The 18,664-nt window shown below is 70.6% G+C and carries 15 protein-coding genes; 3 read left to right on the top strand and 12 right to left on the bottom strand.

Annotated elements, in window-relative coordinates; translation table 11 throughout:
* Nucleotides 1-27: 27 nt before the first annotated feature.
* The 8 genes from FHR56_RS01635 to FHR56_RS01600 form a co-directional block, all read right to left on the bottom strand.
* Nucleotides 28-1,254, bottom strand: a complete 1,227-nt coding sequence (locus FHR56_RS01635; protein WP_160946295.1) for an FtsX-like permease family protein — start codon at nt 1,252-1,254, stop codon at nt 28-30.
* 46 nt (nt 1,255-1,300) lie between these two features.
* Nucleotides 1,301-2,596: an ABC transporter permease gene (locus tag FHR56_RS01630; protein WP_160946296.1), complete on the bottom strand. Its 1,296-nt coding sequence runs from the start codon at nt 2,594-2,596 to the stop codon at nt 1,301-1,303.
* Between the two features lie 13 nt (nt 2,597-2,609).
* On the bottom strand, nt 2,610-3,851 hold the full coding sequence (locus FHR56_RS01625) for an FtsX-like permease family protein (protein WP_160946297.1): 1,242 nt from the start codon (nt 3,849-3,851) through the stop codon (nt 2,610-2,612).
* Complete coding sequence (locus FHR56_RS01620) at nt 3,848-5,158, bottom strand: ABC transporter permease (RefSeq protein ID WP_160946298.1); 1,311 nt, start codon at nt 5,156-5,158, stop codon at nt 3,848-3,850. Before FHR56_RS01620 ends, FHR56_RS01625 begins: the two co-directional genes overlap by 4 nt.
* A 12-nt stretch (nt 5,159-5,170) precedes the next feature.
* The gene (locus FHR56_RS01615) at nt 5,171-6,385 is read right to left on the bottom strand and encodes an FtsX-like permease family protein (protein WP_160946299.1); all 1,215 of its coding nucleotides are present in this window, start codon (nt 6,383-6,385) and stop codon (nt 5,171-5,173) included.
* 15 nt (nt 6,386-6,400) lie between these two features.
* A complete protein-coding gene (locus tag FHR56_RS01610) occupies nt 6,401-7,723 on the bottom strand; it encodes an ABC transporter permease (protein WP_160946300.1) in 1,323 nt (440 codons plus the stop codon).
* A gap of 25 nt (nt 7,724-7,748) precedes the next feature.
* Entirely contained in the window at nt 7,749-8,465 is a 717-nt protein-coding gene (locus FHR56_RS01605) for an ABC transporter ATP-binding protein (protein WP_160946301.1), read from the bottom strand.
* Between the two features lie 135 nt (nt 8,466-8,600).
* Nucleotides 8,601-9,869 (bottom strand): efflux RND transporter periplasmic adaptor subunit, encoded by a 1,269-nt coding sequence (locus FHR56_RS01600; protein WP_160946302.1) that lies wholly within the window; start codon nt 9,867-9,869, stop codon nt 8,601-8,603.
* 376 nt (nt 9,870-10,245) lie between these two features.
* Here FHR56_RS01600 and glmS point away from each other — a divergent pair, with 376 nt between their 5' ends.
* Nucleotides 10,246-12,078 carry a glutamine--fructose-6-phosphate transaminase (isomerizing) gene (glmS, locus tag FHR56_RS01595; protein ID WP_160946303.1) on the top strand — a complete coding sequence of 611 codons (1,833 nt, stop codon included), beginning with the start codon at nt 10,246-10,248 and terminating at the stop codon, nt 12,076-12,078.
* Nucleotides 12,079-12,199: 121 nt separating this feature from the next.
* Here the strand turns inward: glmS and FHR56_RS01590 are convergent, their stop codons facing one another.
* Nucleotides 12,200-13,330: an NAD(P)/FAD-dependent oxidoreductase gene (locus tag FHR56_RS01590; RefSeq protein ID WP_160946304.1), complete on the bottom strand. Its 1,131-nt coding sequence runs from the start codon at nt 13,328-13,330 to the stop codon at nt 12,200-12,202.
* A 105-nt stretch (nt 13,331-13,435) separates the two neighbouring features.
* On the opposite strand from FHR56_RS01590, the gene FHR56_RS01585 reads away from it, so the two are divergent.
* Nucleotides 13,436-14,152, top strand: a complete 717-nt coding sequence (locus FHR56_RS01585; protein ID WP_160946305.1) for a TetR family transcriptional regulator — start codon at nt 13,436-13,438, stop codon at nt 14,150-14,152.
* Nucleotides 14,153-14,324: 172 nt separating this feature from the next.
* Nucleotides 14,325-14,798: a hypothetical protein gene (locus FHR56_RS01580; protein ID WP_160946306.1), complete on the top strand. Its 474-nt coding sequence runs from the start codon at nt 14,325-14,327 to the stop codon at nt 14,796-14,798.
* Nucleotides 14,799-15,092: 294 nt separating this feature from the next.
* Here the strand turns inward: FHR56_RS01580 and FHR56_RS01575 are convergent, their stop codons facing one another.
* The 3 genes from FHR56_RS01575 to FHR56_RS01565 form a co-directional block, all read right to left on the bottom strand.
* Nucleotides 15,093-16,295, bottom strand: coding sequence for a copper resistance protein B (locus FHR56_RS01575; protein ID WP_160946307.1), 1,203 nt, complete (start codon nt 16,293-16,295; stop codon nt 15,093-15,095).
* Nucleotides 16,292-18,100, bottom strand: a complete 1,809-nt coding sequence (locus FHR56_RS01570; protein ID WP_160946308.1) for a copper resistance system multicopper oxidase — start codon at nt 18,098-18,100, stop codon at nt 16,292-16,294. Before FHR56_RS01570 ends, FHR56_RS01575 begins: the two co-directional genes overlap by 4 nt.
* 120 nt (nt 18,101-18,220) lie before the next feature.
* The gene (locus tag FHR56_RS01565) at nt 18,221-18,628 is read right to left on the bottom strand and encodes a CopL family metal-binding regulatory protein (RefSeq protein WP_160946309.1); all 408 of its coding nucleotides are present in this window, start codon (nt 18,626-18,628) and stop codon (nt 18,221-18,223) included.
* Nucleotides 18,629-18,664: the final 36 nt, after the last annotated feature.

Raw genomic sequence — 18,664 nt, 5'->3', positions numbered from 1 at the left:
CCGGCCGAAGCCGGCCAACGGGATGGGTCAGGTGCTGCGAGTGGCGACGGCCGGCGGCACGTCGGCGGCGCGGCGCGCCGGCGCGAACACGGCGAGCTGGCCGAGCAGCCACAGCGCCACCGCGCCGATCGGCAGGTAGGACAGCGGCAGGCGCGGCAGTTCGTACTTGCCCATCAGCCATTGGTTGATGGCGTAGGCCAGCAGCATGCCGAGCACGATGCCGGTGCTGGCCAGCAGGAAGTTCTCGGTCTGGAAGTAGCGCAGGATCTGCCCGCGGGTGGCGCCGAGCGCGCGGCGGATGCCGATCTGCTTGGTGCGTTGCTGCACCCAGAAGCTGGCCAGGCCGACGATGCCCAGCGCGGTCACCACCAGCAGCGCCACGCAGACCGCGCCGAGCAGCCACACCATCGCGCGGTCGCCCTGGAAGTAGGCGTCGCGAATCTCGCTGTAGGTCTGCTGCTTGAGCACCAGCCGGCTGCTGTCGACCTTCATCAGCGCCGCGGTGGCCGCGTTCAGTACTTCCTGGCGCCGTGACGGGTCGGTGACCCGCAGCACGTACAGCCCGTCGGTGTAGTTCAGGCGAAACGGCAGCAGCATCGCGTAGTCGATCTCGGCCAGGCCGCTGGTGGCGGTGGGCCGCGCCAGGGTCTCGACGATGCCGACCACGCGGGCGCCCACCGGCCCGGTATACACGGTCTTGCCCAGCGCGTTCTGCCCCGGGAACATCTTTTCGGCGGTGGCGCGATTGAGGATGATGGCGGTGCCTTTCTCCTGGATCCGCTTGTCGGTCTGGGCGGCTTCCAGATCCATGTATTCGTCGGGGGCGAAATCGCGCCCGGCCACCAGCTTCAGGCCCAGGGTCTTCAGCGTGCCTTCCTCGGCCATGTACTGCGCCGCGTTGAGCGTGGGCCGCTCCTGGTCCGCGGTCAGCGACAGGCTGGTGTTCCAGGAGTAGTGCACGAACGGCACCTGGTTGAGCAACGTGGCGCTGCGCACGCCGGGCACCGCGCGCAACGCGGCCAGGTCCTCGCGGGTGCGCGCGGCGGCGTTGACCTGCTGGCCGATCCCGCCCAGCGAGATCGTCACCAGTTCCGACTCGGCGATGCCGCTGGGCCGGTGCAGGGTCTCGATGCGGTTGCCGATCAGGAACAGCGCGTTGCACACGATCGCGCAGGCCAGGGCGATCTCCAGCACGATCAGCGCGGCGGCGGTCTTGTGCCGGCGCAGGGTGGACAGGATGGGGCGGATATCCATGGCGATGACCTTGTGAGGATGCGTGGAAGGCGCAGGGCGCGCAGGATCAGGACTTGAGCTGCAGGGCGGGCGCGACCTGGATGGCGCGCCACGACGGCAACAGGCCGGCGAGCAGGCTGGCGCCCACCGCCATCGCGAAGGTCAGCGCCAGCATGCTGGGGTCCAGGTGCGCCAGCTTGGCGTAGCTGGCCGGCTGCTGGCGCACGGCCCACAGGCCGAGCGTGGCCAGCGCCAGGCCGGCCATGCCGCCGACCAGGCCGATGGCGCCGGCCTCCACCAGGCATTGCGCAAAGATCGCTCCGCGCGAAGCGCCCAATGCGCGGCGCACGCCGATCTCGCCGCTGCGGCGCAGGAACTTGGCCAGCAGCAGGCCGACGGTGTTGAGCAGGCACACCAGCAGGAAGCCCATCGCCAGCCACAGCTGCAGGCGCACGTCGCCGGGCACCACTTCGTTGTGGTCCAGCCACTGCATGACGTTGCGCAGGCGCACGTTGTTGGGGCGCTGGAAGCGGCCGGCGGCGCGCTGCTGGGCCGAATAGTTCTCCAGGTAGGCCTTGTAGTCGGCGGCCTGCGCCGGGCTTTCCAGTTCCACCCAGTACTGCACCCAGGTGCAGGGCGCATTGAGCGCGGTCTGGTCGCCGTTGCTGTCGCCGAAGCAGTTCATGCTGCCGTTGCGGTCCATCTTCAGGTCCATCGCCACCGAGAACGGCAGGTAGGCCTGTTCGTCCGACCCGTAGGTATTGGTGACGTCGTAGAAGCGCGGTTTGGGGTCCCAAGCGTCGAGCACGCCGACGATGCGGAAGGTGTTCTGGTCCATGCGCAGTTCGCGGCCGACGCTGTCGGCGCCGTCGAACAGCTTCTCGTTGAGCTTCCGGCTGATGACCACCACGCGGTCGTGGCGCTCGTCTTCGGTGCCGGTCCAGCCGTGGCCGTACAGGAACGGCGTGTCGAACATCGGGAAGAAGTCCGCCGAGGTAAAGCGTACTTCCGACTTGAACGGCTTCAGGCCGCTCTTGCGCGGTTCGATCGCCACGCTGCCACCGGTCATCAGCGCCTGGCGCTGGGCGCGCTTCTCGCGCAGCAGGGCCTCGGCATCGAAGCGGGTGTTCTGCGAATCCGGTTCCTCGCCCGGCTGGTAGCCTGCCTTGGGCTGGGCATCCACCTGCACGTAGAACAGGCGATCGCTCTTCTGCGGGATCGGGTCGCCGGAGAGCACGTGGAACACGGTCAGCGTGGTCATGCTGGCGCCGATCCCCAGGGCGATGGCCAGCACCATCAATGCAGTGAGGACGGTGTTGCGGCGGAAGCTGCGCAAGGCGAGGCGGACGTAGTAGCCGAACATGGGAGCTCCGGGGTCAGGCGCTGCGGGTGGCGGTGGCGGGCGGGACGGCGGCGGCACGCAGGGCGGGGCCGAGCACGGCGAATTGGCCGAGCAGCCACACCGCGACGATGCCGGTCAGCACGGTGGGCGAAGACAGCCGCTCCAGTTCGAAGCGCTGCATCAGCCACTGGTTCATGACGTAGGCGAGCACCGCGCCGAGCAGCGCGCCGCCGCCGACGATCAGCAGGTTTTCCAGCTGGAAGTAGCGCAGGATGTCGCCGCGGGTGGCGCCGAGCGCGCGGCGGATGCCGATCTGCCGGGTGCGCTGCTGCACCCAGAAGCTGGCCAGCCCGCCGATGCCCAGTGCGGTGACGGTGAGCAGGATCAGGATGATCGCCAGCAGCATCCGCGCCACCGCGCTGTCGCTCTTGAAGTAGTCGGCCCGCAGTTCCTGCATGGTGGCCACGCGCTGCTGCACGTAGGTGGGGTTGGCGCGCTGCATCGCCGCCGCCGCAAGCGGCAGCACCCGCGCCAATTGCCCCGGCTTGCTGCGGATGACGTAGCCGCCGCCCCAGCCTTCGCTGCCGACGTGGATCTCGCTCAGTAGCGCATCGGCATCGTCGTCGTGCCCGGTGATCTCGCCGCGCAGCGGCGCCATCACCCCGACGATGTCCAGCCGCACCGGCTGATTGAAGGTGCTGGTGTAGAGCGTGCGGCCCAGTGGCGAGACCCCGGGGAACAGCTTGGCGGCCAGCGAGGGCGTGATCAGCGCCGGTAGGCGACGCTCGATCTCCGGTGGCGCGCCGAACAGGGCCGAGGCGCCAGGCAGTTCCGCATCGCGCAGGTCGCGGCCGGCGACGATGCGGATGCCCAGCGTGCGGTTCAGGCCCTGGCTGCCGAGGAACAGGCTGGCACGGGCGACCGGTTGCGTGGCCTGCGGCTCCAGGAACAGCTGCGCCTGTGCCGGGCCCCACAGCGGCGGCGTGCCGAACGCCGCCGCTTCCACGCCCGGCACCGCCTGCAGGATGTCCAGGCTGCGGCCGACGCTGCTGACGCTGCCCGGCTCGCCGATCACGCCGATGCTCTGGATCAGGCCGATGTCCTGCTCCATCACCCCGGTGGGCGTGTGCACGCGCTGGTAGGTGCGGACGATGATGAACACCAGGTTGCACAGCACCGCCAGGGTCAGGGCGATCTGCAGCGCCATCAGCACCACCGCGGCGCGATGGCTGCCCAGCGCGGACAGGATGGGGCGTACCGGAGGCAGCGAGGTCATAGCGATTTCACCTGCAGGGCGGGGGCGATGCGCGAGGCGCGCCAGGCCGGCCACAGGCCGGCGGCCAGCGCCGAGAGCGTGGCCACGGCCAGGGCGATGCCCAGGATCGCGGGATCGGCATGCGCCTGCTGCGCATAGGCCACTGGTTGCTGGCGCACCAGCCACAGGCCGATCCAGGTCAGCGGAATGCCGAGCAGTCCGCCCAGGCAGCCGATCAGCGCCGACTCGGCCAGGCATTGCGCGAACACCGCGCGGCGGCTGGCGCCGAGCGCACGGCGCACGCCGATCTCGCCGGCCTTGCGCATGAACTTGGCGACCAGCAGGCCGACCGCATTGAGCAGGCACACCAGCAGCACGCCGAAGGCGATCCAGGTCTGCATGCGCACCGTGGCCGGCACCACCCGCTTGTAATCCAGCCACGCGACCAGGCTGCGCAGGCGCGTGTTGGGCACGCGCTCGAAACGGCCGAGCTGGCGCTGCTGCGCGCTGTAGGCATCCAGCGCCGCGCGGTAGCGCCGCACCTGCTCCGGCGTGTCCAACCGCACCCAGTACTGCACCCAGGTGCATTGCGCGGCCTTGGGGTCGTGCAGGCCGGCCTCGCCATCCTTGCCCCAGCACTGCATCGGCCCGTAGCCGTAGTCCTGCGGCAGGTCCAGCCAGGTCTCGAACGGCATGTACAGCGCCTCCGGCGGCGTGTACGCGCCGGAGTTGAGATCGTAGAAGCGCGGCTGCGCATCCCAGGCGTCGATCACCCCGATCACCCGGAACGGGCGGGTGGCGATGGTCAGGGTCTTGCCGACGCTGTCCGCGCCGCCGAACAGCGCGTCGTTGAGCTGGCGGCTCAGCACCACCACCGGCGCGCGCTGCGTATCGTCGCGATGGCTCCAGCCGCTGCCGTAGAGGAAGCGCATGCCGAACATGCCGAACAGATCGGCCGTGGCGGCGCGGGTGGTGAGCATGCGCAAGGGGCTGTTGGGCACGGTCTGGCGCACCGGCAGCCAGTTCCCGCTGGTCATGGTCTGCGCCGGCGCCGCCTGCGCCCGGTACAGCGCGGTCGCGTCCTGCCAGGTCAACTCGTCCGGCGGCTCGGGGCCGGCACTGGGCAGGTTGCGCGGACGCGGATCCAACTGCGGGTGGAACAGCGTGGCGCTGCGCCCGGGCAAGGGATCGCCGGAGAGCGTGTGCAGCACCGTCAGCATGGTCATCGACGCGCCGATGCCCAGCGCCACGGCCAGCACCATCAGCGCGGTGAGGATGCGGTTGCGGCCGAAGCTGCGCAGCGCCAGGCGGAGGTAGTAAGCGAACATGCGGACTCCGGGTCAGGCGCTGCGGGTGGCGATGGCGGGGGCGACCGCGGCGGCGCGCAGGGCCGGGCCGAGCACGGCGAGCTGGCCCAGCGCGCACAGCAGCAGCGCGCCCACCGGCAGGTAGCTGGCCGGCAGCCGTTCCAGTTCGAAGACGTGCATCAGCAGCACGTTGCCGCCGTAGGCCAGCAGCATGCCCAGGGCCACGCCGGCGCCGACCAGCAGCAGGTTCTCGGTCTGGAAATAGCGCAGGATGTCGCGGCGGGTGGCGCCGAGCGCGCGGCGGATGCCGATCTGCTTGGTGCGCTGCTGCACCCAGAAGCTTGCCAGGCCGACGATGCCCAGTGCGGTCACCAGCAGCATCGCGACGATGATCGCGACCAGCAGCCCGGTCATCGCGCGGTCGCTCTGGAAATACGTCTGCCGCAATTCGTCCAGCGGCTGGCTGGCGGCGTTGTCCAGCACCGCCTCGGGCACCGCCCGTGCCACCGCCGCGCGCGCCTGGGCCAAGACTCGCGGCAGATCGCGCGGATCGGCGCGCAGCACGTAGGTGCCGGACTGCGCGGCCTCGCGCACCGGGATCACCACCGACCAGTCGCTGCCGATCACGCCGTCCTCGCTGCGGCCCGGATCGGGGCGCGCCAGGTGATCGAGTGTGCCGATCACGCGAAAGTGGCCGCCGGCCCAGAACTCCTTGCCCAGCGGATCCTGGCCTGGCCACAGGTGCGTCGCCAGCGCCCGCGTGATCCACACGCCGGCCGCGACCGGGATGCCGTTGTCGAGCGGCTGGTAGTCCGCGTCGCCGAACGCGCGGCCGCTGTCCGGCTTCAGCGCCAGTGCGGCGACCGCGCCCGGGCTGAGCATGTAGAAGTGCGGCACGCCGCCGACCTGGGTGCAGTCCTGGTCCAGGCACAGCCCGTTGTTGAACGCCGGTGGCGCGAACGGAACCGTGTTGATGGCGCCGGCCGCGCGCACGCCGGGCGTGCGCCGCACCGCATCCAAGGCGCGGGCGTTGACGTCGGCATCGTTGCAGCCGTCGCAGCCGGACAGCGTTACCAGGCCCAGCGCGGCCTCGTCGATGCCGCTGCGCAGGTGCACCAGTTGCAGGCGGTTGCCGATCAGGAAGAAGGCGTTGCACAGCACGGCGCAGGCCAGAGCCACTTCCAGCGCGATCAGCGTCGCGGCGACGCGGTGGCGCGACAGCGCGCTGAGGATGGGAGTGATCTGCATCGTCGCGTCTCCCGCTTACAGACTCTTGAGTTGCATGGCTGGCGCGATACCGCTGGCGCGCAGGGCGGGGAACAGGCCGGCCGCGAGGCTGCAGGCGATCGCCAGCGCGAAGGTGCCGGCGAAGGTCGTCAGGTCCAGATGCGCCAGGTCGGCGTAGGCGGTGGGCTGCTGGCGCACGCTCCACAGGCCGAGCAGGGTCAGCAGCCAACCGCCGATGCCGCCGATCAGGCCGATCACGCTGGCCTCGGTCAGGCACTGCGCGAAGATCGCGCGGCGCGAGGCCCCCAACGCGCGGCGCACGCCGATCTCGCCGCCGCGGCGCAGGAACGTGGCCAGCAGCAGGCCGACGCTGTTGAACAGGCACAGGCCCAGGAACGCCAGCGCCAGCCAGCTCTGCAGGCGCACGTCGCCCGGCACCACGCGGTTGTGGTCCAGCCATTGCGGCAGCGACAGCAGGCGTGCGGTGTCGGCGCGGCCGATGCGTCCGGCGGCGTGCTGCTGCGCGGCGTAGTCGGCCAGCAACCGGCGGTAGTCGGCGACCTTCGCCGGCGTGTCCAGTTGCACCCACAACTGCAGCCACACGCACGGGGCGCTGCGCAGGTCCATGTTGGGCTCGGGCTTGCTGAAGCAGGTCCACGGCTGGATGTGGCCGTCGTTGACCTCCAGGCTGCTGGACAGCGGCATGAACACGTCCTGCGTGCGTCCATAGAAGCTGGCGGTATCGCCATGGGCGAAGCTGCCGCCGGCCAACGTGTAGAACAGCGGCGACGGCCGCCACGGTGCCAGCACGCCGACGATGCGCACCGCGGTGCCGCGCACCAGCAGGCTGCGGCCGACGCTGTTGCGGCCCTGGAACAGCTTGGCGTTGAGGTCGGACGAGATCACCGCCACCCGCGCCCGATCCTGATCGTCGCGCGCGCGCCAGCCGCTGCCGTAGGCGAACGGCACCTGGAACATCGGGAAGAAATCGGCCTGGGTCATCAGCAACTGGGTCATGAAGGGCGGGGCGGCGCTGTCCGCCGCATGCACCTTGATCTGGCTCTCGGCGACCATGGCCTGGCGATCCGCGCGCCCGCGCTTCCACAGGTCCATGGCCGAGGGGTAGTCGAGCTTGTCGTACGGCGTCTGGTTGGCGCCGTTGCTGGGGCGCGGATCCAGTTGCGCGAAGAAGATCTGCTGGCTGCGCCCCGGCAGGGGGTCGCCGGACAGCAGCCGCATCACCGTCAGCGTGGTCATCGCCGCGCCGATGCCCACCGCGATGGACAGCGCCATCAGCGCGGTAAGCACCGGGCTGCGGCGCAGGCTGCGCCACGCTTGCTGGAAGTAGTAGCCGAGCATGCCGGTCCCCGCCCCGTCGTGCCGCTCAGCGCACGGCCGCGGCGTCGCTGCCGCCGTGCGCCAGCACCGGTTCGCGCTGCAGGTCGGTGGCCTGGCCGTCGACGATGTGCACGTTGCGCTGGGCGCGCGCGGCCAGTTCCGGATCGTGGGTGACCATGACGATGGTCGAGCCCTGCGCGTTGATCTCCTCCAGCAGTTCCATCACCCCGCGCGCCATCTGCGAGTCGAGGTTGCCGGTCGGTTCGTCGGCCAGCAGCAGGCGCGGGCTGCCGGCCAGGGCGCGGGCGATCGCCGCACGCTGCTGCTGGCCGCCGGACAGTTCGGACGGATAGTGCTTCATGCGCGAACCCAGCCCGACCCGGCTCAGCGCCTCCTCGATGCGTTGCTTGCGCTCGGCCGCGCCCATGCCGCGGTAGCGCAGCGGCACGTCGACGTTGTCGAACAGGTTGAGATCGGGGATCAGGTTGAAGCCCTGGAAGATGAAACCGATCTTCTGGTTGCGCATGCGCGAGCGCGCATCGTCGTTGAGGTTGCTGACGTCCTGGCCATCGAGCAGGTACTGCCCACTGGTGAAGGTTTCCAGCAACCCGGCGATGTTGAGGAAAGTGGTCTTGCCCGAGCCCGACGGCCCGGTGACGGCGACGAACTCGCCCTCGCGGACATGCAGGTCCAGCGAGCGCAACGCATGCGTCTCGACCTGTTCGGTGCGGAAGACCTTGGAGACGGCGCGCATTTCGAGCATGGGGGAGTTCCTTGTGATGTGTGGTGGTGTGGAGCCGGGACTCGGGACCCGGGACCCGGAAGATCAAGAACAACAGCAACAGCCGATCGCTTTGGCTTTTCCGGGACCCGGGTCCCGGGACCCGGGTCCCGGCTTTCAATGCACCGTGACCTGCGGTGCGTCGCCGAACAGATCGCTGCCGGAGACCACCACGCGGTCGCCCGGCTGCAGGCCCGAGCGCACTTCGACTTCGCCCAGGCTGGTGACGCCCAGTTCGACCGGGCGGCGCACCGCCGAGTCGCCGTCCATGACGTAGGCGTAGCGGCCGCCGGACTGCTCGACGAACGGGCCGCGCTCGAGCTTGAGCACGTTCCTGCGGGTGTCCAGCAGCACCCGCGCGCTCATGCGCTGGCTCTGGCGCAGGCCCGGCGGCTGCTTGTCGGTGAAGCGGATGCGCGCGTTGACCTCGCCGTTGACCACTTCCGGCGACACCGCCGAGATCGCCCCGGCGAACGGTTCGCCGGCGCCGCTGGTCAATTGCGCCGGCATGCCGATCGCCAGGTCGCGGGCGAAGCTCTCCGGCACCTTGATCTCCAGTTCGAACTTGGACAGATCCACGACGCTCAGCACCGGCGCGTTGGCGGCGACGTTGGTGTGCTGCGAGACCTGCACCTGCCCGACCTGGCCATCGAACGGCGAGCGCAGGGTCAGCAGGTCGACCTGGCGCTGCACCTCGGCCACCACCGCGCGCTGGCGCTCGGCGAGCAGGCGCTTGTTGCGCGCGTCCAGCGACGCGCCCTGCGCCTGCAGGCCGGAATCCTTCTGCGCGTGGCTCATCGCGATGTCGGCCTTCTTCAGCGTGTCCTGGGCCTTGGCCAGTTCCACCTGCGGCACCGCGCCGCCTGCGTAGCCGCGCTGGTAGCGCTCCAGGTCGCGGCTGGCGGCCTGCCGCTCGATCTGCGCCTGGTCGATCAGCTTGCTGGCGTTGGCGCGGGCCAGGGTCGCGTCCAGGTCGGCGCGGCCGGCCTCGGCTTGCAGGCCGGCCAGGGTCGCCTCTTCCTGGGCCAGCTTGCTGCGCAATTCGGGGCTGTCGATCTCGGCCAGTTCCTGGCCCTGCTTGACCACGTCGCCGGCGACCACCTTCAGGGTCACGGTGCCGCCGGAGATGGCGTACAGGGTGGGGCTGTTGGCGGCGATCAGGCGGCCGTCGGCGGAGATGTCGCGGACCAGGTCGCCGCGGGTCACCGTGGCGATGCGCACGCGTTGCGCGTCGAAGGAGCGGCTGCCGGCGATCCAGCCGCGTGCGGCGAAGGCGATGCCCAGCAGCACCAGCGCGACGATCAGCCCGGGCCACAGCCAGCGGCGCCAGGCCGCGGAGCGGGGGCGGGCGAGAACCTGGTCCTGGGCGGAGGTGTCACGGATCATCGGTACGGTCGCAGCGGTGAGGACGGGAACTCCAAAGCACGGTGCGTGCCAACTGCAACCCATTGAATTGCATGGAGGTGGTCGGCGCGGACAGGTGTCCGGGTGTCCGCGGACACGTTCGCGGACACTGGGGCGTGTCATCCATTCCCGCGCAATCGCGGCCCTTCGGGTTGGGCGTGGCAGGCGCGTAGCCGGCGCCGCGGGGCTTGACCTGACGGCCAGTCAGGCGCTGCGCCCCGCAACGCCGGCTGCGCGCCTGCAGACCCAACGCGGCATGTTCGGGAACTGGTGACCGCCCTAGGTCCGGTAGCGGACAGCGGCGAGACATTCAGCGGACTTGGCTAGAATGGCGGACTTTTCGGCGAAGGACGTGGCTATGTGCGGTATCGTCGGTGCGATCGCGGATCGCGATGTGGTTCCGGTCCTGATCGAAGGGCTGAAACGCCTGGAATACCGGGGCTACGACTCGGCCGGCATCGCCGCCATCGCCGACGGGCAGGTGCGCCGGGTGCGCCGCACCGGCCGCGTGGCCGAGACCGAGAGCGCCGCGCTGGCCGAGGGCCTGCATGCGCCGCTGGGCATCGGCCACACCCGCTGGGCCACCCATGGCGGCGTCACCGAGGCCAATGCGCATCCGCACATCAGCCACGGCGACCTGGCCCTGGTCCACAACGGCATCATCGAGAACCACGAACAGCAGCGCGAGCGCCTGGCCGCGCTGGGCTACGTGTTCGAGTCGCAGACCGACACCGAGGTCATCGCCCACCTGATCCATCACTACATCGCCCAGGGCCGCGACCTGCTCGGCGCGTTGCAGGCGGCGGTGAAGGAGCTGACCGGCGCCTATGCCGTGGCCGCGGTCAGCAAGTCGCGCCCGGACCTGCTGGTGTGCGCGCGCATGGGCTGCCCGCTGCTGATCGGCCTGGGCGAGGGCGAGAACTTCATCGCCTCCGACGTCTCGGCGGTGATCCAGGCCACGCGCCGGGTGATCTTCCTGGAAGAAGGCGATACCGCCGAACTGCGCCGCGACGGCGTGCAGGTGTACGACGCGCAGGACCAGCCGGTGCAGCGCGAGCCGCACGTCTCGGACGTGTCGCTGGCGTCTCTCGAACTCGGCCCGTACCGCCACTTCATGCAGAAGGAGATCCACGAGCAGCCGCGCGCGCTGGCCGACACGCTGGAGGCGCTGTTCGACGCCGGCGGGTTCGACACCGCGCTGTTCGGCAGCAAGGCCGAGGCGCTGCTGACCGACGTGGACGCCGTGCAGATCCTGGCCTGCGGCACCAGTTACTACGCCGGCCTGACCGCGCGCTACTGGATCGAAGGCATCGCCGGGCTGCCGTGCAGCGTGGAGATCGCCAGCGAGTACCGCTACCGCGACGCCTGCGCCAATCCGCGGCAACTGATCGTGACCATCTCCCAGTCCGGCGAAACCCTGGACACGATGGAGGCGCTCAAATACGCCAAGTCGCTGGGCCATGCCAAGACCCTGTCGATCTGCAACGTGCCCGAGAGCGCGATCCCGCGCGCCAGCGCGATGGTGCTGTACACCCGCGCCGGCGCCGAGGTCGGGGTGGCCTCGACCAAGGCCTTCACCACCCAGCTGGCGGCGCTGTTCCAGCTCACCTGCGTGCTGGCCAAGCGCCGCGGGCGGCTGAGCGCGGAGCAGGAGGCCGACTACCTGGAACAGTTGCGCTACCTGCCCGGCAGCGTGCAGCACGTGCTCAACCTGGAGCCGCAGATCGCGGTGTGGGCCGAGCGTTTCGCCGACAAGCACAACGCGCTGTTCCTCGGCCGCGGCCTGCACTACCCGATCGCGCTGGAAGGCGCGCTCAAGCTCAAGGAGATCACCTACATCCACGCCGAGGGCTACCCCGCCGGCGAACTCAAGCATGGCCCGCTGGCGCTGGTCGACGCCAACATGCCGGTGGTTGTGATCGCGCCCAACGACACCCTGCTGGAGAAGGTGAAGTCGAACATGCAGGAAGTGCGTGCGCGCGGCGGCGAACTGTTCGTGTTCGCCGACCAGGACAGCAACTTCAACGAATCCGAAGGCGTGCACGTGATCCGCACGCCGCGCCACGCCGGCGTGCTCAGCCCGGTGCTGCACACCGTGCCGGTGCAGTTGCTGGCCTACCACACCGCGCTGGCGCGCGGCACCGACGTGGACAAGCCGCGCAACCTGGCCAAGTCGGTGACGGTGGAGTAAGCGCGTCCAGGCGCGTTCGGCGCGCCAGCGACGGCTGGCGTGCGCGGGCCGCCATGACGGTGCGAGGGGGACGGCGCCATGGTGATTTCCGCAATAGCGCCGCTCGGGATGTCGCTGGCGGCTACGTGGCGATGCCGTTGAAGAAGTCGACCAGGCTCTGCGGCGCTGCGTCGTCGAAGAACAGGGCGAGGTTGCGCTGGGATTCGCGGGCGAACGGCGCGCTGCGGGCGAACAACTGGGTCTCGTACGTGGACAGTGCGGCCTCGATCGCGCCGGGATGCGCGGCGATGGCCTTGCCCAGCTCGGCACCATCGTAGAGCGCGAGGTTGGCGCCTTCGCCGGCGAACGGCGACATCAGATGCGCCGCGTCGCCGAGCAGGGTCACGCCGGGGACGCGTTCCCAGCGATGCTCGACCGGCAAGGCATGGATGGGACGCAGCACCGGCGGTGTGTCGCTGGCGGTGATCAACGCCGTCAGCGCCGGCGCCCAACCGGCGAACTCCGCGGCGATGCGTGCCATCGCGCTCGCCGGCACGGCCATGTCGATGCCGTCGAACCACGCCGGCGGCCGGACCAGCGACACGTAGACATGCAGCGTGCCGTCGGCATAGCGGTGCGCGAACAGGCCCTTGCCCGGTGCGACCGCCATCAGCGTTCCGTGGCCGACCAGCTGCGCGCTGGCCGGATGCCGGGTATCTGCGTCCAGCAGGCGGGTCTCGACGAAGGTGGTGCCGCTGTAGGCGGGCACCGCAGCGGACAGCAATGGCCGCACCTTCGACCAGGCGCCGTCCGCGCCGACCAGCAGGTCGGTGGTCACCGTGGCGCCATCGCCGAAGCGCAGCAGATGCCGCCCATCGGCGAGCGGCGACACGCCGGCGAGCTTGCAGCCCCAGCGCACCGCGCCGTCAGGAAGCGCATCGAGCAGCAGGCGGCGCAACTGCCCACGATCCACCTCCGGCCGATTGCCGGCGCCGGTGTCCGGCCGCTCGATCAGGAGGGTGCCCTCGCGGTCGACGACCCGTTTCGCATCCGCGCCGGGCAACACCAGCGCGCGGAACTGCGGATACAGCCCGGCGTCCTTGAGTGCCAGTTGGCCGTTGTAGTCGTGAATGTCGAGCAGGCCGCCCTGCGGGCGCGCATCGGCCGATGCCTCGGCTTCGTAGAGGGTCGCGGCGATGCCGTGGAGGTGCAGGACGCGGGCGAGCGCAAGCCCGCCGAGTCCGGCGCCGATGATCGCGATGGATGTGTGCATCCGGGACCTCAAGGGAGCAGTGCGTGCAGCGATGCGCGCGGTACGTGGTGATGGAACGCCGTTCCATCATCTTGGAATGGCGTTCCATCCGTGTCAAGATCGGCCATGGCCAAGCCACGCCCCAGCCCGTCCCGCCGCGACGCCGCGTTGTCGCGCGAGCAGATCGTCGACGCTGCGATCGTCCTGCTCGATCGCGACGGCGAAGCCGGCCTGACCTTCCGCGCGCTGTCCGAACGGCTCGCCACCGGACCGGGCGCGCTCTACGGACACATCGCCGACAAGCGCGATCTGCTGACGGCCGCCTGCGACGCCGTCATCGCGCGCAGCCTGCCGTCGGCACCGGCAGGCGCCACGCCGCAGGCGGCCATCCGCACGCTGGCCCTGGCCATGTTCGATGCGATCGATGCGCATCCCTGGATCGGGTCGGCGCTGTGGCAGGCGCCGGGACAGTTGCCGATCGTGCGCATCATCGAAGCCCTCGGCCAGCCGCTGCGTGCGCTCGGTGTAGCCGACACGGCACAGTGGGCGGCGGTGTCCGCCTTGCTCAACTACATGCTTGGCGTGAGCGGGCAGAACGCGGCCAATACCCAGTTGGCTCTCACCCAGGGCCTTGTCCGCGACGAGACCCTGGCCGCAATGGCGAGCACGTGGTCGCGGCTCGATCCGGTCGCCTATCCCTTCGTGCGCAGCATGGCCGGCGCACTGCAGACGCACGACGACCGTCTGGATTTCCTCGCCGGGATCGACCTGATCCTGGCCGGCATTCTGGCGCAGGGCGATGCGCTGGCGACCGGCGACGTCCGCAAGCGCCGCAGGTCCTGAACGATCCGGGCACCGAGCGCTGCGCGAGGTGGCACCTAGCGCGCAGCTGCGAGCGCCGCATGACGCCGCTGATCACGACGCGAACGCTGGCACTTGTGCGTGGACATTGCCAGCAGTGTGGCCCGGGTTATGCATAAGCTTCCTGCGAGGGTTCCACCACGCAGGAGGACGCATGTACGAGTCTTTCAGACAGGGGGCGCCGGCCGAGCTGTGGCAGGCGCTGGTGCACGAGGCCGGGCAGCGCCTGGGCCGGCCGCTGGACGAATCGCGCGAGCACTATCTGGTGTTCGTGCTGCTGCGCTACCAGCGCGACGCGCAACTATTGGCGCGTATCCAGGCATTGGCCTGGCTGCATGCGCAGGAGCAGGTGGGGCGCGCCCGTGCTGATGCCTTGCGCGAGGTCGGTGACGGTTGCCTGCTGATCGCCGGGCTGTTTCCCGGCGTGGCGGCGCGGCGCCGGGTCAGCGTGGACTACTTCATCGATCTCGGCCGCGGCGCCTATGCCGAAGTCGCCGAGACCCGTGCCAGCGACGCGGGGCTGTTCGCGCAGCTCGCGCGCAGCTATCGCGAGCTGGTCGGCACGCTGGGGGCGCTGCGCCCGCCACGGCACGAGGTGGAGGCGCTGCAGGCGGCGCTGCACGCGTGAGCGGCGGCGAGGCGCGCGATCCATCCTGCTCCTTCCATGCGGGATGCGTCGTGCCGCGACCCGGTTCGGTGTGTCGTAGGAGCGGCTTCAGCCGCGACGGGCATTCCCGGTAACGCCGGTCGCGGTTGAAGCCGTGCCTACAAATGCACAGCCGTTCGCCGTGGCTGGGTGGTGGCGATGGACGCACATGCACCTGGCGCGCCGCGAGCGTCGGTTTGGCGGCGATGCCTGCGTCCTGCGGCGGCGCATTTTCCGCGCCGCCGTTCGCCATGTCCTACGGCGCGCCGCTGCCGCTCAGAACCAGAACCGCAGGCCCGCGACCCAGCGCGTCTCGCGTGCCGCTTCGCCGTCGGCGCGGCGCAGGTCGGCGGTATCGCCAAAGCTGCGGACGTGGTCCACGCCGATGTAAGGCGCGAACCGCCGCGTGACCTCGTAACGCAGGCGCAGTCCGCCCTCCACGGTGGTCAGGCCGCTTCCGGTGCGATGCGCCGCATCGTCGCGCGCGGCCAGTTCCGCCTCCAGCCGTGGCTGCAGGATCAGGCGATTGGTCAGCAGCACGTCGTACTCGCCTTCCAGGTGCAGGCTGGCCTGGCCGCCTTCGCCGACGTAGAGCATGGCCGACACCTCGAACTTGTACGGCGCCATGCCCTGCACGCCGAACGCGGCCGAGGTCCGCGCGCGGCCGGGCGCGAACGCCTGCCTGGCGCCGACCAGCACGTCCCACCACGGCGAGATCGCGCGGCCATAGGCCAGTTCCAGCGTCGACGCCGTGGTGCGGCCGCCCTCGCGTTCGCCGTCGCTGTGCAGCCACAGCCGGTCGATGTCGCCGCCGTACCAGCCACGGGCTTCCCAGGCCTGGCCGCTGCCGTGTGCGTTGTCCCACCCCTCCAGGCGGTCGACCAGCAGGTAGCCGGTGCGCGATGCGCCGTGCGCCATGCCGTGGTCGCGCAGCACCGGGAACGCGGCGGCACGGTCGGCGGCGGTGATCGGCGGGATGGGTTCGCGCGGCAGCGGCGTGCCGGCGCTCGCGGGACACTGGCACGCGCTCGCGGGCGGTGCCGGCGCGGTGGGCATCGCATGGTCCATGCCGTCGTGATCCATGCCGTCGTGTGCAGCGTGTGCGTGTTCGCGGTGATCGCCCTGCGACGGCGGTGCCGCCGCGTGATCCATCGTGGCGTGGTCCATGTGCTCGTGCGACAGGGCGTCGGCGTGCTCTGCCGTGGTCTGCGCGACAGGCGCGCTGTGCATGGCCGGCGCCTGCGTGGCATGCCCCATGGCTGCATGGTCCATGGCGCCGTGCATTGCCGTGTCGGGTTGTGCCGCCTCCGCGTTCGCCATGGGCATGGTGGCAGTGGACGCCGGGCAGGCACAGCGCGCTACCGGTACGTCCGTGCCGTTGTCGGCAGCGTGGACATGCTGCGCGTACACCGGCGCGTGCGCGAGCAGCAGCGCCAGAGCGGTCGCCTGCGCGAGCGGCGACAAGTGGAAACGGTTCATGCGTCCACCCGCACTTCGCGCATCATGCCGCCATCCATGTGGTACAGCAGGTGGCAGTGGTAGGCCCAGCGGCCCAGCGCATCGGCGCGCACGCGGTAGCTGCGGCGCGTGCCCGGCGGCATGTCCACGGTGTGCTTGCGCACCTGGAAGCGGCCGGCGGCGTCCTCCACGTCGCTCCACATGCCGTGCAGGTGGATCGGGTGCTGCATCATCGTGTCGTTGACCAGCACGATGCGCAGGCGCTCGCCGTAGTTGAGCCGCAGCGGTTCGGCGCTGGCGAAGGGAATGCCGTCGAAGGACCAGGCGAACTTCTCCATGTTGCCGGTCAGGTGCAACTGGATCTCGCGCCCCGGCTCGCGTCCGTCCGGATCCTCGAACAGGCTGTGCAGGTCGGCGTAGGTCAGCACGCGGCGGCCGTTGTCGCGCAGGCCGATGCCCGGGTCGTCCAGCCGCGGCGCAGTGGCGGAGGACTGCATGTCCACCAGCGGATTGCCGCGTTCGCTGCGCGGATGCGCAGGTGCGGCGGCAGGCGCATGCGCGGCGTGCTCCATGCCCGGCATGGCGGCCATGTGCATGTTCGCGCCACAGCCGCCCTCCATGCCGTGCATGGCCGTGCCCGCGCCGTGGTCCATGCCGGCGTGTCCGGCCATCGCATGGCCCATGTCCTGCATGCGCAGCAGCGGGCGCGGATCGTTCGCCGGCACCGGCGCCTGCAGCCCCTCGCGCACAGCCAGGGTGCCGCGCGCGTGGCCGGTGCGGCCCATGTCCTGGGCGAATACCGTGTAGGCGTCCTGGCCGCTGGGTTCGACCAGCACATCAAAGGTCTCGGCGGCGGCGATGCGGAACTCGTCCACGCTCACCGGATGCACGTACTGGCCGTCGGCGGCGACCACGGTCATCTTCAGCCCGGGGATGCGCACGTCGAAGTAGCTCATGCTGGAGGCGTTGATGAAGCGCAGCAGCACTTTTTCGCCGGGGCGGAACAGCCCGGTCCAGTTGCCGGCCGGGGTCATGCCGTTGAGCAGGTAGGTGTAGGTGTTGCCGTTGACGTCGGACAGATCGGTGGGGGTCATGCGCATGCGCCCCCACATGCCGCGGTCGGCGAGGGTGGCGCGCAGCCCATCCTCGCGCGCGTCGCGCAGGAAGTCGCCGACGGTGCGCTGGTACAGGTTGTCGTAGGACGGCATCTGCTTCAGCCGCCGGAACAGCGCCGCCGAGTCCAGGTCGGTCCAGTCCGACAGCAGCAGCACGTGTTCGCGGTCGTAGCGGTACGGCGGCGGCTCGCGCGGGTCGATGACGATGGCGCCGTACAGCCCGGCCTGCTCCTGGTGCAGCGAATGGCTGTGGTACCAGTAGGTGCCGGACTGGCGCAGGGCGAAGCGGTACTGGTAGGTCTCGCCCGGGTAGATGCCGTCGAAGCTCATGCCTGGCACGCCGTCCATGTTGGCCGGCAACAGCAGGCCGTGCCAGTGCACCGAGGTCTGGGTGTGGCCGGGCAGGCGGTTGGCCACGCGGATGGTCACCGTGTCGCCTTCGCGCCAGCGCAGGAGCGGCGCCGGCACGCTGCCGTTGACGGCGATGGCGGGGCGCTCGCGCCCGGTGAAGTTGACCCGCGTGCTGCCGATGCTCAGGTCCAGGTCGGTGCCGTGCAGCACATAGGGCGCGGCGCCGTTGCGGGCGAGTGCGCTGGCCTGGGCGTGGCGCAGCGGCAGACCGGTGAGGCCGGCGGCGGCGCTCAGCGCCAGCCCGGTGACGAAGCGGCGCCGCGACGGCAGCGCCGGCAGGCCGGAAGAAGATGCGTTCATGTGCGATGTCCGTAAGCGGATGCGATGCGCCAGGCAGCGCCGATGGCGGCGCTGCAGGCACGGGCGCGGCAGCGCCTGTGCGCCGCCGCCAGGAGGCCGCCTAGGGGCGGCCGCATGCGCTCAGGCGCTGGGAGGACGTTCCAGCCGCGGCAGGCCGGGCGCGCCGTGCGCGGCCTGGGGCGCGGCGGCGACCAGGTGGCGGGGCATGCGCGGCAGTGCCAGCGGCATCGCCAGCAGCGCCGGCAGCGGTTGCGCGTGCGGGCATTGGCAGCCGGCCATGCCGCCGCAGCCGCCATGCTTGCCGGCATGGTCGTGGCAGTGGCCGTCGTGATCCGCGGGCGGCGGTGGCGCCTGCTCGTGGCAGGGCATCGCCGCATGCGCCGGCGCCGCGCTGGCGACCGTGACAGCCGTGTCGTGCATCGAGGTGCCGTGCGCCGCCATGCCCGGCATCGCCATGGCGGCCGCGCTGCCGTTGAGCAGCAGGCTCATGCACAGCAACAGGCGCATCAGGACGGCGAAGGTCGGCACAGGCGGCAGCGTGGCGGCGGGGAGCCACAGAGGATA

Origin of the sequence: Xanthomonas sp. F10 (assembly GCF_014206815.1) — a bacterium.
In the GTDB taxonomy this organism is placed as follows: domain Bacteria; phylum Pseudomonadota; class Gammaproteobacteria; order Xanthomonadales; family Xanthomonadaceae; genus Xanthomonas_A; species Xanthomonas_A indica.
The sequence above is the reverse complement of the archived record's forward strand: the minus strand, read 5'-3'. Positions and strand labels throughout refer to the sequence as shown.